At 70.6% G+C, this 16,288-nt stretch carries 14 protein-coding genes; 4 read left to right on the forward strand and 10 right to left on the reverse strand.

Annotated elements, in window-relative coordinates; translation table 11 throughout:
* Window positions 1–88: 88 nt before the first annotated feature.
* Genes rhaS through ACFYE3_RS06690 form a run of 4 tightly spaced genes read right to left on the reverse strand, consistent with a single transcriptional unit; the run spans window position 89 to window position 4,841 of the window.
* A complete protein-coding gene (rhaS, locus tag ACFYE3_RS06675; protein WP_387607262.1) occupies window positions 89–1,147 on the reverse strand; it encodes a rhamnose ABC transporter substrate-binding protein in 1,059 nt (352 codons plus the stop codon).
* A 58-nt stretch (window positions 1,148–1,205) separates the two neighbouring features.
* Complete coding sequence (locus tag ACFYE3_RS06680) at window positions 1,206–2,264, reverse strand: ABC transporter permease (protein ID WP_387607265.1); 1,059 nt, start codon at window positions 2,262–2,264, stop codon at window positions 1,206–1,208.
* Window positions 2,257–3,321 carry an ABC transporter permease gene (locus ACFYE3_RS06685; RefSeq protein WP_387607268.1) on the reverse strand — a complete coding sequence of 355 codons (1,065 nt, stop codon included), beginning with the start codon at window positions 3,319–3,321 and terminating at the stop codon, window positions 2,257–2,259. Before ACFYE3_RS06685 ends, ACFYE3_RS06680 begins: the two co-directional genes overlap by 8 nt.
* Window positions 3,318–4,841 (reverse strand): sugar ABC transporter ATP-binding protein, encoded by a 1,524-nt coding sequence (locus tag ACFYE3_RS06690; RefSeq protein ID WP_387607270.1) that lies wholly within the window; start codon window positions 4,839–4,841, stop codon window positions 3,318–3,320. The genes ACFYE3_RS06685 and ACFYE3_RS06690 overlap by 4 nt, the downstream gene beginning before the upstream one ends.
* Window positions 4,842–5,032: 191 nt before the next feature.
* On the opposite strand from ACFYE3_RS06690, the gene ACFYE3_RS06695 reads away from it, so the two are divergent.
* Window positions 5,033–6,070: a LacI family DNA-binding transcriptional regulator gene (locus ACFYE3_RS06695; protein WP_387607918.1), complete on the forward strand. Its 1,038-nt coding sequence runs from the start codon at window positions 5,033–5,035 to the stop codon at window positions 6,068–6,070.
* 240 nt (window positions 6,071–6,310) lie between these two features.
* On the opposite strand, the gene ACFYE3_RS06700 is transcribed toward ACFYE3_RS06695, so the two are convergent.
* A complete protein-coding gene (locus ACFYE3_RS06700) occupies window positions 6,311–6,958 on the reverse strand; it encodes a maleylpyruvate isomerase family mycothiol-dependent enzyme (protein WP_387607273.1) in 648 nt (215 codons plus the stop codon).
* A gap of 157 nt (window positions 6,959–7,115) precedes the next feature.
* Between ACFYE3_RS06700 and ACFYE3_RS06705 the strand changes: the two genes are divergently transcribed.
* Window positions 7,116–7,262 (forward strand): hypothetical protein, encoded by a 147-nt coding sequence (locus ACFYE3_RS06705; protein ID WP_387607275.1) that lies wholly within the window; start codon window positions 7,116–7,118, stop codon window positions 7,260–7,262.
* Between the two features lie 3 nt (window positions 7,263–7,265).
* Here the strand turns inward: ACFYE3_RS06705 and ACFYE3_RS06710 are convergent, their stop codons facing one another.
* The 5 genes from ACFYE3_RS06710 to ACFYE3_RS06730 all read right to left on the reverse strand — a co-directional run bounded on the left by ACFYE3_RS06710 (window position 7,266) and on the right by ACFYE3_RS06730 (window position 13,118).
* On the reverse strand, window positions 7,266–7,448 hold the full coding sequence (locus ACFYE3_RS06710) for a PspC domain-containing protein (protein ID WP_387607277.1): 183 nt from the start codon (window positions 7,446–7,448) through the stop codon (window positions 7,266–7,268).
* A gap of 63 nt (window positions 7,449–7,511) precedes the next feature.
* Window positions 7,512–7,997: a pyridoxamine 5'-phosphate oxidase family protein gene (locus ACFYE3_RS06715; RefSeq protein ID WP_387607279.1), complete on the reverse strand. Its 486-nt coding sequence runs from the start codon at window positions 7,995–7,997 to the stop codon at window positions 7,512–7,514.
* A 222-nt stretch (window positions 7,998–8,219) separates the two neighbouring features.
* Window positions 8,220–9,239, reverse strand: coding sequence for an arsenic resistance protein (locus ACFYE3_RS06720; protein ID WP_387607282.1), 1,020 nt, complete (start codon window positions 9,237–9,239; stop codon window positions 8,220–8,222).
* A 230-nt stretch (window positions 9,240–9,469) separates the two neighbouring features.
* Window positions 9,470–10,930 carry an alanine/glycine:cation symporter family protein gene (locus ACFYE3_RS06725; protein ID WP_387607284.1) on the reverse strand — a complete coding sequence of 487 codons (1,461 nt, stop codon included), beginning with the start codon at window positions 10,928–10,930 and terminating at the stop codon, window positions 9,470–9,472.
* Window positions 10,931–11,357: 427 nt separating this feature from the next.
* Complete coding sequence (locus ACFYE3_RS06730) at window positions 11,358–13,118, reverse strand: PucR family transcriptional regulator (RefSeq protein WP_387607287.1); 1,761 nt, start codon at window positions 13,116–13,118, stop codon at window positions 11,358–11,360.
* A gap of 136 nt (window positions 13,119–13,254) precedes the next feature.
* Here ACFYE3_RS06730 and ACFYE3_RS06735 point away from each other — a divergent pair, with 136 nt between their 5' ends.
* Window positions 13,255–14,775, forward strand: coding sequence for a CoA-acylating methylmalonate-semialdehyde dehydrogenase (locus ACFYE3_RS06735; RefSeq protein WP_387607288.1), 1,521 nt, complete (start codon window positions 13,255–13,257; stop codon window positions 14,773–14,775).
* A gap of 10 nt (window positions 14,776–14,785) precedes the next feature.
* A complete protein-coding gene (locus tag ACFYE3_RS06740) occupies window positions 14,786–16,165 on the forward strand; it encodes an aspartate aminotransferase family protein (RefSeq protein ID WP_387607290.1) in 1,380 nt (459 codons plus the stop codon).
* Window positions 16,166–16,288 lie beyond the last annotated feature (123 nt).

Below are 16,288 nucleotides of genomic sequence, written 5' to 3' on the forward strand. Positions count from 1 at the left end.
ACGGTCGTGACGGTCCCCCGGTTCGGCGAGAGCCGGGGGGCTCCCGGTGCGAGGCGTACTGCCCTCGCACCGGGAGGCTGCCGACGGGTCAGAAGTCGTAGTCGTCGATGTTGTCGGCGGTGAACTCGGTCGGGGGGCCGACGACCACGATGCCGCCCTCCTCGACGGTGCGCTCCCCGAGCTCACCGGCGGTGAACGTGTCGCCGGGCTCACCGGTGATGGTGCCGTCCACGAGGGCCTTGGCCGCGTGAGCGGCGACCTCGCCGAGCTGGGCCGGGTCCCACAGGGCGAACTCGGTGACGGTGCCGTCCTTGACGAAGGAGCGCATCTCGTTGGGCAGGCCGAGACCGGTCAGCGCGACCTCGCCCTTGTGCTCGGAGGTCGAGAGGTAGCGGGCGGTGGCGGCGATGCCCACGGTGGTGGGAGAGATGATGCCTTTCAGGTCCGGGTGGGCCTGCAGGAGGCCCTGGGCCTCCTGGAAGGACTTGTTGTCGTCGTCGTCGCCGTAGACCTTGGCGACCAGCTCGATGTTCTCGTACTCGGGGTTGGAGGCGAGCTCCTCCTCCATGTACTTGATCCACTCGTTCTGGTTGGTGGCGTTGGCGGTGGCGGAGAGGATGGCGATCTTGCCCTCGCCGCCGATCTGCTCGGAGATCATCTCCAGCTGGATCAGGGCGACGTCCTTGGCGTTGACCTGATTGACGAACAGGTCCCGGCAGTCCGGGTTGGTGTCGGAGTCGAAGGCCACGATCTTGGCACCGGCCGACCGCGCCTCGCCGAGGGCCCCGCAGACGGCGTCGGGGTCGTTGGCCGCGATGGCGATGGCATTCGTTCCCGCCTGGGTCTCGGCGTTGATGAAGGTGACCTGGCTGGAGGCCGAGGCCTCCAGCGGTCCGACGACGTTGGCCTCGGCGAAGCCGGCGGCCTCGGCGGCCTCCTCCCCGCCACCGAGCACGACGTCGGTGTAGGGGTTGTTGAGCTGCTTGGGGATGAAGGTGATGGCGGCGTCGCTGACGGCCTCGCCTCCGCCATCACCCGCTGCGTCGGTCGAGCCCCCGCCGCCGCAGGCGGACAGGGTCAGGGTGCCGGCCATCGCGAGGGCCGTCAGCCCGGTGAGGCGCTGGGCGCGGGATCGGGTGGAGAACATGGGTGGTTCCTTCCTTGCCGGGGTGGCTCCGGCGGGCGGTGAGCGGGTGAGCAGGTGGTCAGGCGGGGTCCGGGAGGGCCAGCTGGTGACGGAGCCTTCGGGTGTGTCGCCACTTCCCGATGGCTGCGCCGATGCTGGGGGCCACAACCGAGGCGATGAGCAGTACGCCGGTGACGGTGACGAGGACGACGTCCGAGACCCGGTCCAGGCGCAGGGCGTAGTTCAGCGACCCGATGAGGAGCACGCCGGCCACGACCCCGGGCACGGTGCCCTTGCCGCCGAAGATGGAGACCCCGCCGAGCAGGACGGCGGCGATGACCGTCAGCTCCAGGCCGGAGGCGTTGTCGGAGCGGGCGGAGGTGTAGCGGAAGGTCCAGAAGATGCCCGCGGCTGCCGAGACGAGACCGCTGGTGAGGTAGAGCACGAACTTGGAGCGGTTCACGTTGATGCCGACGAAGCGGGCGGCGTCCTTGCTGTAGCCCATGGCGTAGAGCCCGCGGCCGAAGGCCGTCCTGTGGAGCACCAGCCCGGTGAGCAGCACGAGCAGGGCCACGGGGATCATGATGAGCGGGATGCCGCTGGCGCCCAGGCGGGCGGAGGCCAGGGCGGTCACCTCGACGGGGAAGTTGGCCACCGCGTCGTCGCCGATGATGACCAGGGCCAGGCCTCGGAACAGGGCCAGGGTGCCGATGGTCACGGCGAGGGAGGGGAGGCCGAGGTAGGCGATGAGCACGCCGTTGAGGGCTCCGGCGGCGAGCCCGCAGAGGAGCGCGACAGCGATCGCCGCCCAGATGCCCATGCCCCCGGCCCACAGCACGCCCAGGACGGCACTGGTCAGACCGGCGATGGAGGCCACGGAGAGGTCGATCTCCCCGGTGATGATGATCAGGGTCATCGGCATGGCGATCAGCAGGACGGCCACGACGTCGAGCAGGAGAAAACCGACGGTGACGGGTGTGGCGAAGCGCGGGACCGCGATCGCGGCGAAGAGGAGGAACGCCACGAGCAGATAGATCATCACGGCGTCGCGGCCGGCCCACCAGCGAGGTCCGGTGACGGTGTCGCCGGGCAGGGGCTTCGAGGTGTCGACGGCGGTGACGGAGACGGTCTCAGACATGGCGTCCCTCCTTTTCGCGAAGGTGCTTGGCCCGGCGCAGGCCGGCCAGGCGGTCGATGAGGATGGCGGCGAGGATCAGGACGCCGACGATGGCCTGCTGCCAGAACTTGTCGACCTGCAGGGCGGTCAGGGAGGAGGTGATGGTGTTGAGCAGCACCGCGCCGATCGCGGCGCCGAGGATGGTCCCGCTGCCGCCGAAGATGGCCACACCGCCCACCACGGCCGCGGCGACCACGTCCAGTTCCAGGCCGGCGCCGGTGGTCGCGCCGACCGCGTTGAACCGGCTCGTGTAGAGGACACCGGCGAGCCCTGCGAGGGCGCCGTTGGCGACGAACACGGTGAGGGTGCGCCTGGCCACCGGGATGCCGAAGAGCCGGGCGGCATCGGGGTCGGAGCCGATGGCGTAGAGGTCGCGCCCGGGGCGGGTGCTGCCCATGAAGACCGCGACGGCGACGACCACCACCAGGGCGAGGACCGTGATGACGGGGACGCCCAGGACGGTGTCCACGGACAGCGCGCCGAACTCGGCGGGGCGGTCCCCGGCGAAGTACTGGGTGCCGCCGGCCCAGGCATTGTTGAGACCGCGGAAGATGTAGAGGGTGCCCAGGGTGATCACCAGGGCCGGGACCTTGGCGAAGGTGACCAGGGCGCCGTTGACGGCACCGAGCAGGGCGCCGAAGAGCATCCCGCCGAGGAAGACCACTGGAATGGGCACCTCGGGTGCGATCGAGAAGACGGTGCCGGTGCCGAAGGCGACGAGTCCCAGCACGGAGCCGACGGACAGGTCGACGTTGCGGGTGATGATGACCATGGCCTGCCCCGCCGCGAGGATCACCATGATCGTGGCGTTGAGCAGCAGGTCCTTGGTGCCCTGAGGAGAGAGGAACGCGGGATTGTTGACGCTGGTGAAGACGACCAGCGCCACCAGGGCCACGATCACCGGCAGCTCCCGGTGCCTGAGCAGCCGGGAGAACCGGTCGCTCCCGCCGTGGGCGGCCCGCGGAGCGGGTGCGGGCGTGGACGCGGTGGCCGGTCGCTGGTCCAGGGGCGTGCTCATCGGTGGTCCTCCGTGGCTCCGGTGGCGGCATGCATGACGGTTTCGGGCGTGGCCTCTGCCCGGTCGAGGGTGGCCGTGATGCGGCCCTCGCGCATGACGAGCACGCGGTCCGCCATGCCCAGCACCTCGGGAAGCTCGGAGGAGATCATCAGGATGGCCAAACCCTCCGTGGCGAGTTCCGAGATCAGGCGGTGGACCTCGCTCTTGGTCCCCACGTCGATGCCGCGGGTGGGTTCGTCGATGATCAGCAACTTCGGTCCGGTGGCCAGCCACTTGGCCAGCACCACCTTCTGCTGGTTGCCGCCCGAGAGGGTAGAGACGGGCTGGTGCAGGGACGAGGTCTTCACCTGCAGCTTCCGGGTCCACTCCCGGGCGGCGTCGGACTCGGCACGCCCGTTGATCAGACCCAGGCGGGTGAACTTCTCACGCAGGGTCAGGGTCGTGTTGCGTCCGACGGACAGGTCCATGACCAGCCCCTGCTTGCGGCGGTCCTCCGGCACGAACCCGATGCCGGCGCCGATGGCCGCCTTCGGATTCCCGGCCCTCAGCGGCCGGCCGGCGACCTCTACGGTGCCGGCGTCGTAGGCGTCGATGCCGAAGACGGCCCGGGCCACCTCGGTCCGCCCGGACCCCACCAGTCCGGCCAGGGCGACGATCTCCCCGGCACGGACCTCGAAGTCGATGCCCGCGAACACTCCCCGGCGCTCCAGGTCCTTCACCGTGAGCACGGGCTCGCCGATCTCGGCCTCGAGCTTGGGGAACAGGGCGTCGATGTCGCGCCCGACCATGTCCCGCACGATCTCCTCCACGGTGGTCTCCGCGGTGCGGTGGGTGGCGATGTAGCGGCCGTCGCGCATGACGGTGATCCGGTCGGACAGGTCGAAGACCTCGTCGAAGCGGTGGGAGATGAACAGGATCGCCGCCCCGGCGTCCCGCAGGGCACGGGCGACCGTGAACAGGCGGTCCACCTCGCGGCCCGACAGCGCAGCGGTGGGCTCGTCCATCACCAGCACCCGGGCGTCGAGGGAGATCGCCTTGGCGATCTCGATGATCTGCTGGTCGGCGATGGACAGCCCCTCGGCCGTGCGGGCCGGGTCCAGGCCCACCCCCAGACGGTCGAACAACCCCGCCGCGTCCCGGCGCATCCGCGCGTGGTCCACGAGGCCGAGACGGTTCCGGGGCTGACGGCCGATGTAGATGTTCTCGGCCACCGACAGGTCGGGGAACAGTGTGGGCTCCTGGTAGATGACGGAGATGCCGGCGGCCTTGCTGTCGGCCACCGACCGGAAGGCCACCGGCTCGCCGGCCACCGAGAACTCCCCGGCGTCCGGGGCGTGCACCCCTGCCAGGATTTTCACCAGCGTGGACTTGCCCGCTCCGTTCTCCCCGCACAGGGCGTTGATCTCTCCGGCCCACAGCTCGATGGTCCCCTCGGCGAGAGCGACGACAGGACCGAAGGTCTTCAGAGCTCCGTGCAAGGCCAGGACGGGGCGGTCCCGGTGAGAAGCTGGTGCTGCCATGATGTGTTCACTTTCGTGATGAGGACAGGAGAGCGGTCTGTAAATCGTTTCAATCGGTGTGTGAACTAGATCATACGAACGGTGTAGTGTGGTGTCAATCACTGGATCACGAAGGGTTTTCGCAGATTGATCCGTTTCAAGGACGGCGGCGCGACCGCGACTTGTCCACGGCAGAGGAGGAGGGCGCGGTGATGAACGTCGGCGTCAAGGACGTCGCTCGGCTCGCAGGGGTCTCCGTGGGGACCGTCTCCAACGTCCTGAACCACCCGGCTCGCGTGACCCCGGCCACGCGGGAGCGGGTGCAGACCGCGATCGAGAAACTGGGGTTCGTGCGCAACGCGGCCGCCAGCCAGCTGCGGGCCGGCCTCAGCCGCAGTGTCGGCCTGATCGTGCTGGACGCCGCCAACCCGTTCTTCACCGAGCTGGCCCGGGGCGCGGAGGATCATGCCGCCTCTCAGGGCATCTATGTGCTGGTGGGGAACAGCGGGGAGGACGCCGACCGGGAGGCCGACTACCTGGACCTGTTCGAGGAGCAGCGCGTGCGCGGCGTGCTGATCTCCCCCGTCGGCGACGTGTCGGCGCGACTGGCCCGGCTCCGCAGCCGGGGCATTCCCACGGTCCTGGTGGACCGGCAGACCTATCGGGAGGACTTCTCGTCGGTGTCCGTCGATGACGTCGAGGGCGGGCGTCTGGCCGCGGCGCACCTGGTGTCCCTCGGCCGACGGCGGATCCTTTTCGTGGGGGGACCGATGAGCCTGCGTCAGGTCCGGGACCGCCTCGACGGGGCTCGAGAGGCACTGCGAGAAGCCGGCCTGCCCGGGCCCGACGTGCTCGAGACCGATGCCATGACCACCGCCGCCGGCCGCGCGGCCGCCGACGCCGTCCTTCGGCTGCCCGTGGACGGACGTCCCGATGCCGTCTTCGCCGCGAACGACCTGCTGGCGCTGGGCATGATGCAGGGGCTGCTGTTCCGCGGCTCCGTCCGGGTCCCGGAAGACATCGCCCTCATCGGCTACGACGACATCGATTTCGCCGCGTCCGCCGCCGTGCCCCTGAGCTCCGTGCGGCAGAACGCCGCCGAACTCGGCCGGACGGCAATGGAGCTGCTGCTGACCGAGGCTTCCAGCGGCCCCGGATTCGAGCCGAAACAGCTGATCGCCGAACCCAGACTGATCGTTCGTGCCTCTACCGCAGGACACGACTCCCCGGACGGACAACGGGCTGTCTAGCGCGATGAGATCGGCGCTCCGGCCGTGGCCGCCGCAGACCGGGGCACCGGTCGGGCCCCGACGGCTTCGGCGGTCCTGGTCGGCCCGTACGCCCCGTTCCGCGGGCCGACGCTGAGCACCCGCGCCGAGGCGGGCCGGAGACCCGCGGCGGACGGAACGCACCGCGCCGCCCAGCGCGCCCGGCACGGCGCGCGCGGGCCGACCCGCCCCGGCAGCGTGGTCCGACGTTCTGACCGGATCTCAGGCGGTCGTGAGCCGTTGCCGCAGCATCTCGGCCCCGTCTCCCGTCAGCCGGTCCAGCCCGGCGCGGCGACCCGTGAGCAGGAGCAGCAGCGCGGCGATCGGCCCCCGGATCTCGGGTCCCTCGCCCGCGGCCCATGAGACGTCGGTGGCCGAGAGGCGGAAGCCCTCCAGCGGGAGGTGCCGGAACACCTGCGCCTTGCGCGTGCCTCCGGAAGCCCGCACGCGCTCCGCCGCCGCGGCGGCTGCCTTCGGCGGCATCTCGAGCTCGAGGCCCAGCGGGACGGCGATGTCCTGTCCGTGCACCAGGATGTCGATCAGCGTCTCGAGGTTCGTCAGGCCCACGTTCGGCCGCCGGGAGCCCACGGAGGCGCTGACTCCCGCCACCAGGCGGTCCGCCGGGCGGCGGGCGCGGTCACGGGCGGACTCGCGGATGATGTGGTTGAGACCGCCCGGGTGCCGGAGCGCGGACCGCAGCGCGGCGACCGGACCCATCTGCTGCAGCGTCAGGTGGGCGGCGACGTCCCGCACCGTCCACCCCTCGCACAGCGACGGGCGGCCCCACTGCTCCTCGGAGAGCCCGGCCAGCAGGTCCGCCGTGCGCCGGCGCTGGAGATCGATCGCGGCCCACACGTCGTCGTCGTTCATGGTCTCGTCCCTCACCCCCGGGGCCGCCGCAGGGCCCCCTCGCGTCCATCGGAGTGACCCGATGATAGTTCCGTCACAGGGCTGTATCGAGAGGTGGGTGTGACAGATGGGCCGGACACCGGGGCGCTCGTGTCCATCAGAGGCCGGGACGGAGCTCGTGCCGCTCATCCGGGCGGAGGAGACCCGGACCGAGGCGGAGGGGAGTGCGCACCTGGGCGAACGGAGGATGCGCCGGTGGCGCGAGGCGCTCACGGCGCTGCGGGAGAGCACCGTTGCCTGCGCGGCGCCGGAGAAGCAGGAGTGAGGCTCAGTCTTCCTTCGGGATGATGATCCACAGGGCGATGTAGACCAGCTCCCCCACGCCCACCAGGCCGAAGATGACGAAGCCCAGGCGCAACAGGAACTTCGGCAGTCCGAAGCGGTTCGCCAGGGCAGCACAGACGCCGGCGATGAGCTTGCCGTTGCGGGGGCGGACCAGTGCAGAGTTCATGCCCGGAGTCTACCAACGCACCCCCCGGACACGCCCGGGGGCGGGGCCGCCCCCGGGCAGGCGTCAGAGGTCGACGACGCCCTTGTCGCCCTTGATCGTGTTGCCGGTGACCTTGGCCTTCACGAGGTTGGCCACCTGGGTGAGCTTGCCGCCGCCGGGGGTGTCCCAGTACTCGGCGGAGCGGCCGGTGACCTCGATGAGGACGTTGTTCGGGTTCTCGGGCCCGCCCTCGAGCCAGGCGCCGGTGAAGCTGTCCCACAGCTCCTTGAGCTTCGCCTCGTCGTTGAGCACCAGCGCCGTCCCGGTCAGCGAGACCCAGGCGCCGTTGCCGGCGTAGGCGACGTTCACGGACGGCCGCTGCTGCAGGTCCTGGACCTGGTCCGAGGTGCGCTCGGCGATGAAGTACACGGTGCCGTCGAAGTCCACCTCCTGGGTGGCCATCGGCTTGGCGATCAGGTTCCCGTGCTCGTCCGCGTGGGTGAGCATGGCGATCCGGGTGGACTTGATCAGCTCGCGCACCTTGGCGGTGCCGTCGTTCTGGTCGGTCATGGGGAGGTCCCTTCGTCGTTGGGCATCTGTACTGTGCCACTGCTGAAGTGTTCGACAACTGAGCCGACAACTGAACTGCCGGTCCGCGGCGCGGAGGGCCAGTCTATGAACTCGGGACGCCGCGCACGAGGGGTGCCCGGGGTGCGGCCGTGAGCACGGCGACGCCTCCGACGCGCGGGCCCCGCAGTCCGAGGGCCCGGGCGGCGGGACGGAGGCGCTGCGTCATGGGCGGGGTGCCTTTCGGTCGGACGGGGCGCTCTCCCCACTGTGTCGTGGACCGCGGTCCGGCACCAGCGCGGGGACCAGCCGTACCAGCACCACCATCCCCACCAGCTCGACCAGGGTCTGGGTGACGACGACGAACGGCGTGAGCGCGAGCCGCTCCGGCAGCGCCAGGGCCAGCGGGAGCACCACCAAGGAGTTGCGGGTGACCCCGCCGAACACCAGGGCCCGGGCGACGGGAACGTCCAGACGGGCGAGGCGGGCGGCGAGGATCCCGATCGGGACCATGAGCGCCAGGAAACCGGCGTAGAGCGGCACGACCGCCGCGAGGTCGGCCAGCTGCTCCCCTACTCCGCGCACCTGCGAGGCGATCACGGTGAAGAGGGTCAGCGCCATCAGCGGCACCATGGCCGCGGCCGTCGCGGACTCCAGCCGCCGGGCCGCCGCGGAGCGGGACGCCGCCCCCTGCACGGCCGCCGCCGCGGCCAGTGGCAGCAGGATCAGGAGCACGAACGCCTCCACGAAGGGGCCGAGCTCCACCAGGGCGACCGCTTCCGGGCCGGCGAGGAGCAGCAGATAGACCGGCAGGAGCAGCATCTGCGCGAGCATCAGCAACGGGGCGGCCGCCAGCAGCCGGTCGGCGGCACCCCCGCCGAGACCGGTGAAGACGATGACGTAGTCCACGCAGGGGGCCAGCAGCACCAGCAGCACGCCCAGCAGCAGCGCCTCGTGCCCGGCGACCGTCCGGGACAGCCCGAGGACCACGACCGGGACGACCACGAAGTTGACGGCCAGCAGCGCCGCCAGGAAGCGGAGGTCCGCGAAGGCCCGGCCCAGTGAGGCGAAGGGGACGGCCAGGAACGTGGCGAACAGCAGCAGTCCCAGGACCGGGGTGATGGCCGGGGCGAGCACGGGGGCGCCCGGCACCGTCCAGCCCACGAGGATCGCGGCCGCGATGGCGACCAGGTACACGGCCACCTGGTGGCGCTCCGCCCACGCGGCGGCGGTCAGTGCTGTCACCCGTCCCAGCCTAGGGGCAGGATCCCAGGGCGTGTCGGTGGTCGTCGGGTGCGAGAGAACGGACCCGTCGACGTCGGCGCTGTCCCCCAGGTGCTGTCCGTCGCACCGGCCGATGCGGCGACCACCTACCGGGCTCCGCCAGGCAGTGATCAGCTGGGGCACCGGGCAGCGCGCGTGGATCGGGCCCACCGGCTCCGGGCCGCGGACCCGGAGCCGGCGGGATGGAGGCGTCAGAGCCGGTTGATGGACGCGGTGACGGGGGCGTCGGCGGACTCCCAGAAAGTGGCCCCCTTGATTCCGGCCGCGGCAGGGTCGAAGAGCGGGTTCAGTCCCTGCTTCTGCTGGCGCTCGAAGTCCCGCAGGGCCTTGAGCGCAATCGGCAGGAGCAGGGCGATGGCCACCATGTTGAACCAGGCGATGAGGCCGTAGCCGATGTCGCCCATCATCCACACGAGTTCGGTGGTCCGCACCGTGCCGAGGTAGACCGCCAGCAGGACCGCGACCTGCACGATGCGGGCCAGGACGCCGCGGGAGCTGCCGGTGAGGTACACGATGTTCGTCACGCCGTAGTAGAAGTAGGACAGGATCGAGGTGAAGGCGAAGAAGAAGATCGCCACCGCCACGATGCCGCCGCCAAGACCCACCCCGGGGGCGATCGTGTCGACGGCGACCTGCGTGAAGGCTGCTCCCGGCTCCACGCCGGGGAGGTTCTCGGTGAGGGCGGGGCGCCCTTCGGGCAGGATGTTGTAGGCGCCGGTGGACAGGATCATCACACCGGTTGCCGTGCAGACCAGGACGGTGTCGACGTAGACGGAGAAGGCCTGGACCAGGCCCTGCTTGGCCGGGTGCGTGACGGAGGCCGCCGCACCGGCGTAGCCGCCCTCGCCGACGCCGGCGACGTTGGAGTAGAGGGAGCGCCGGACGCCCCAGGACACCGCGGCACCGATCATGCCGCCGTAGACGGCGTCCATTCCGAGTGCCGAGGAGACGACCATGCGCACGACCTCGGGAATGGTCTGGAAGTTCATGACCAGCACGATGACGGCGAGCAGGATGTAGGCGACGGCCATGGCGGGCACGACCGTCTGGGCGAAGTGGGCGATGCGCTTGGTGCCGCCGAAGACGACGAGAGCGGTGAGCGCGGTGAGGACCAGGCCGGAGATCCAGGTCGGGATGCCGAAGGCGGAGTCCAGGGAGGTGACGATGGTCGAGGACTGCACTCCGGGGATCAGCGTCGTGTAGCAGAGCACGGCCACGGTCGCGGCCGCGACGGCGAGCCACTTCATCCCCAGGCCCTTCTCGATGTACCAGGGGATGCCGCCGCGGTACTCCCCGTCGACCTTGACCTTGTAGATCTGCCCGAGCGTGGCCTCGGTGAAGGCGCTCGAGGCGGTGAGCAGGGCGGTGACGATCATCCAGAACAGGGCACCGGGTCCGCCGAAGGAGATCGCGGTGGCGACGCCGGCGATGTTCCCGACTCCCACCCGGCCGCCCAGGGCCATGGCGAAGGCCTGGAAGGAGGTCGTGCCGTCCTTCGACTCTGCCCGTGCGAAGAGGAACTTGATCATCGCCGGCAGCTGCCTCACCTGCACGGCGCGGGTGGCGATCGTGTAGACGGTGCCGCTGATGAGTGTGACGTAGACGAGTGGATTCCAGATGAGGTCATAGATCGTGCCGAGTGCTGTTTCCATGTGCTGCTCCGTCTGCGTGAAGGGAGTTCCATGTCCCCCGGGAGGTGTTTCTCGCATGTCCTCGGGGAGCGAATCCGTCAGCTCGGCCCCGGATGGTGACGGGGCGGGTCTGCGGCCTCTCCCTCGCGTCGGAACGTCTGCTGTGGGAGAGAGCGATTGCCTGGGTGTCGGATTGTCAGGCAATGTGTGTTGCAGGGAAGCTAAGCATGTGAGGCGCGACACGTCTACCCCTGGAGACGAGAAAGCTGTGACGTTTGCGTCAATGCGTCGAGATCATCTCCTCGAGGACGACGCACGCTGGACCGGCCGGTGAGCTCGCAGTGCGCCCTGGTCAGTGGGCCTCATGAAGGAGGGCGCTCGCCGGCGCGATCGACCCGGGCATGACCTGGAGATAGATGTACCGGTTCGCCGGCGGGACCGACCGTTCTCACGCAGTGGTGTCGGCGTCGACTTCCTGGAGCCGGTACCAGAGCAGGGCGACATGGAGTGCGGTGCGGGATTCGGCGTCGTCCAGGGACACGCCCAGCTGGTCCTGCAGCCTGGCCAGTCGCGCATAGAGGGAGGGCCGGCTCAGATAGCCGGTCCGGGCCAGGGCGGACTTGTTCCCGCCGTGGCGCAGGTAGAGCTCCAGCAGTTCCAGGCCTGCGGGGTCCTGCCCCTCGAGCAGCGGCGTGAGCTCGGCCTCGGCGAAGGTCCTGACGCGAGGGTCCGCTCCCAGCAGGGCGAGCAGACCCCGCAGCCGGACATCGGCGAAGCGGTAGTAGGGGCGCGGGCGGATCTCGAGGGTGGCGGCGATGTCAGCGACCTGTGCCGCCTCGTCCAGGCCGGAGGCGGCCTCCAGCAGTGTCCCCCGACTGGGGGCCACGCCCACCGTCCATGCGGCGTGCTGCGCGTGGACTTCGACCAACTGGGCGCAGATGCGCTCCACCAGGGGCTCGGCGAGCTGGCGGGCCGGCACTCCGACCAGCACGCCGAGGGAACCGGACTGCATGCTCGCAGCCAGCATGGAGCGACGAGCCTGACGGACGACGGCGGCCAGGTCCTCCAGCAGTGCCCTTCCCCGCAGTTGCAGCCCGGTCGGGTCCTCGTCGGGCGAGCGATCCAGTCGCACCACCACCGGGACGTAATAGGCGGCTGCCTCCAGCCCGAGGGCGGCCGCACGAGTCAAGGCTTCGTGCTCGGTCAGCGCACGGGGCTGGCGCAGCTCGTGCAGGAGGCCGGTCTGGGCCTGGTGCAGCAGCTCCCGCTCGTCGCGTCCCGCCATGCGCGCGAGAGTCAGCGCCTGTCCGGCGCGCTCCAGCACCTGGGCGGCGTCGGCGTCGTCGGGCAGGGCTGTGGGCACGACCAGCCGGCCCCACCGTCGGCCCCGGACGCCCACCGGGGTCTGGAGCCAGTCCTCCGCGCCGGCCCGCCGCCCGGTCTCCTCCCGGTACCCGACCCGGCGGGCACGCTCGGCCCAGTCGAGCAGCAGAGCCCCGGAGCCGACCCGAACGGCCTGGAAGGCCAGCACCCGGTGGGCGACGTCCTCGAGCACGACGGGAGCGCCGAGCAGCTCGGCCGTGCGGTCGACGATCTGCTGCTCGCTGGCGCTCTCGAGGCTGAGCTGGGTGAAGACCTCGTGGACGCGCCGTGCCCGCTCCACCCGGGCGAGCTGTTCGCCCACCAGCATCCGGTGCGCCACCTCGGTGACCCGGACGAAGCGGACGGAGCGGGTCAGCAGCACCACGGGCAGGGAGCGGCCCCGCACGGCGGCGCGGAGGACCTCGATCGCCCCGGTCGCCGGCTGCCCGGCCGCGTCGACGAGCTCGATCACCGCACCGACAGCCCCGGCCGCCTCCAGCTCGTCCAGGAACCGACCGGTCGCCTCGATCGATCCGCGGAAGGCCTGACCGGTGGTCAGCACCAGCTCGCCGCCTTCCAGCAGAGAGCCCACCCGTTCGGTGTCGGCGATGTGGACCCACCGCACCGGGGTGCCCGTGGCGTCTGCCCCACAGAGGACCTCGGGGGCACCGGCACGGATCTCGGCCAGCTCGAGCACGGTCCGCAGCGTCACCGGGGCGACCGTCGCGGCACCGCCGGGGTCCGGCCCCTCGGACAGCGAGTTCTCCACCACCTCCGGCGACGTCGCGGAGGAAGCCACGCCCCGCCCCGTCGCGCCACCCCTGCCCTGGCCGTCTGAAGCCTGCATTGACACATCGTAAGGTGCACAGCCAAATTTCGGACACCTTGTCGGTGGCATTACCGAACAGACCTCGTCAGGCTGATTGTCAGACAACGGTGCAGGATGTTTGTTGCGCCGACGACCCGCACGAAAGGACCCCTTTATGCAGACTGCCACGCAGACCGCCACCCGCACCGTGAGCCACTGGATCAACGGCGAGCTCGCCGCCGCCGGGCAGGACTCCCGCTTCGCGGACGTCACCAACCCGGCCACCGGACGGATCACCTCGCGCGTGGCCCTGGCCCCGACCCGCACGGTGAACGAGGCCATCACCGCCGCCGCCGAGGCGTTCCCGGGATGGCGGGACACCTCCATCGCCCGCCGCACCCAGGTCGTCTTCGCCTTTCGCGAGCTGCTCAACGCCCGCAAGGGCGAGCTCGCCGAGATCATCACCGCCGAGCACGGCAAGGTCCTGGACGACGCCCTCGGGGAGGTCTCCCGCGGCCAGGACGTGGTCGAGTTCGCCTGCGGCATCCCGCAGCTGCTCAAGGGCGGCTACACCGAGAACGCCTCCACCAAGGTGGACGTCCACTCGATCCGCCAGCCCCTGGGCGTTGCGGCGATCATCTCCCCGTTCAACTTCCCCGCCATGGTGCCGATGTGGTTCTTCCCCGTGGCCATCGCCGCCGGCAACACCGTGGTGCTCAAGCCCAGCCAGAAGGTCCCCACGGCCGCGATCTGGATGGCCGAGCTGTGGAAGGAAGCGGGTCTGCCGGACGGCGTCTTCAATGTCGTGCACGGCGACAAGGAGGCCGTGGACGCACTGCTGGACAGCCCGGACGTCGCCTCCGTGTCCTTCGTGGGCTCCACCCCGATCGCCCGGTACGTGTACGAGCGCGGCACCGCCAACGGCAAGCGCGTCCAGGCCCTGGGCGGGGCCAAGAACCACATGCTGGTGCTGCCCGACGCCGACCTGGATCTGGCCGCCGACGCCGCCGTCAACGCCGGCTTCGGCGCGGCCGGTGAGCGCTGCATGGCGATCTCGGCGATCGTGGCCGTGGAGTCCGTCGCCGACGAGCTGGTGGCGAAGATCGCCGAACGGACCCGCACGCTGCGCATCGGTGACGGCACCCGCGGGAGCGACATGGGCCCGTTGGTCACCGCTGCCCACCGCGACAAAGTGGCGAGCTACATCGACGCCGGAGAGCAGGCCGGGGCCACCCTGGTGGTGGACGGCCGCCAGGTGGACCCGGACGCCGAGGGCGAGGGCTTCTTCCTCAACCCCACCCTGTTCGACCACGTCACCGAGGACATGTCCATCTACACCGACGAGATCTTCGGCCCCGTGCTCTCCACGGTGCGCGTGGCCAGCTACGACGAGGGCGTGGCGCTGATCAACAGCAACCCCTACGGCAACGGCACCGCGATCTTCACCAACGACGGCGGGGCCGCCCGCCGCTTCGAGAACGAGATCCAGGTCGGCATGGTGGGGATCAACGTGCCGATCCCCGTCCCGATGGCCTACTACTCCTTCGGCGGGTGGAAGAACTCGCTGTTCGGCGACACCCACGCCCACGGCGCCGAGGGAGTGCACTTCTTCACCCGCGGCAAGGTGGTGACCAGCCGGTGGCTGGACCCGAGCCACGGCGGCCTCAACCTCGGCTTCCCGACCAACGACGCCTGAGGAGGGCACCATGACCGACACCACCACCGAGACCGCGGCCCTCACCGGCGAGGAGATCGAGGCCGGCCGCCGGGCCTACGAACTCGATCGCGCGCACGTGTTCCACTCCTGGTCCGCCCAGGGTTCTCTCGACCCCATGACAGTGCTCAAGGCCGAGGGCTCCTACGTGTGGGACGGCGAGGGCAACCGGCTGCTGGACTTCTCCTCCCAGCTGGTCAACACCAACATCGGGCACCAGCACCCGAAGGTGGTCGCAGCCATCGTCGAGCAGGCGCAGACCCTGTGCACCATCGCCCCGCCGCACGCCAACGCGGCCCGCTCCGAGGCGGCCCGGCTGATCGCCGAACTGGCTCCGGGGGACCTGAACCACGTGTTCTTCACCAACGGCGGGGCCGACGCCGTGGAGCACGCCATCCGCATGGCGCGCCTGCACACCGGACGACACAAGGTGCTCTCCGCCTACCGCAGCTACCACGGTGGCACCCAGCTGGCGGTCAACGTCACCGGGGACCCCCGCCGGTTCGCCAGCGACTACTCGGACTCCGGCGTGGTGCACTTCATGCCGGCCTACCGCTACCGCTCCTACTTCGACGCCACCACCGAGGCGGAGGAGAGCGAGCGGGCGCTGCGGCACCTGGAGGACATGATCGTGCTCGAGGGCGCCCAGAACATCGCCGCGCTGGTCCTCGAGTCGATTCCCGGCACCGCCGGGATCTACCTCCCCCCGGCCGGCTACCTGGAAGGCGTCCGGGAGCTGACCCGCAGGTACGGGATCGTCTACATCGCCGACGAGGTCATGGCCGGCTTCGGGCGCTCCGGGAAGTGGTTCGCCGTCGAGCACTGGAACGTGGTCCCGGACCTGATCACCTTCGCCAAGGGCGTGAACTCCGGTTACGTCCCCCTCGGGGGCGTGGCGATCTCGGAGGCCATCCACGACACCTTCCGGGACCGTCCCTACCCCGGCGGGCTGACCTACTCGGGTCACCCATTGGCGTGCGCGGCCGCGGTGGCGGCGATCAACGCCATGCGGGACGAGGGCATGATCGAGCACGCCGCGTGGCTGGGCGAGAACGTGTTCGGCCCCGGGCTGCGCGAGATTGCCCAGCGCCACCCCTCGGTGGGCGATGTGCGGGGCACCGGGTGCTTCTGGGCCGTCGAGCTCGTCAAGGACCGCACCACCAAGGAGCCCCTGGCGCCCTACGGCGGCTCCTCGCCCGCGATGACCGAGCTCGTCGCCGCGCTGAAGGCCGCCGGCCTGCTGCCGTTCGCCAACTTCAACCGCATCCACGTGGTGCCCCCGTTGAACATCAGCGAGGCCGACGCCCGCCGCGGTCTGGAGATCCTCGACGCGGCCCTGGACGTGGCCGACCGCCACGCCCAGCGCGCCTAGCCCCACCGGTGCCGCTGACCCGATCGGTCAGCGGCACCGGTGAGCGGGCGCAGGAGCCGCTCGGCCGGCCCCCGCTCCCGCCGCCGGGGCGAGCATGCACAGGGCTACCACCCGAGCGTGCTC

Source organism: Kocuria arenosa (genome assembly GCF_042879215.1).
GTDB classification, from domain to species: domain Bacteria; phylum Actinomycetota; class Actinomycetes; order Actinomycetales; family Micrococcaceae; genus Kocuria; species Kocuria arenosa.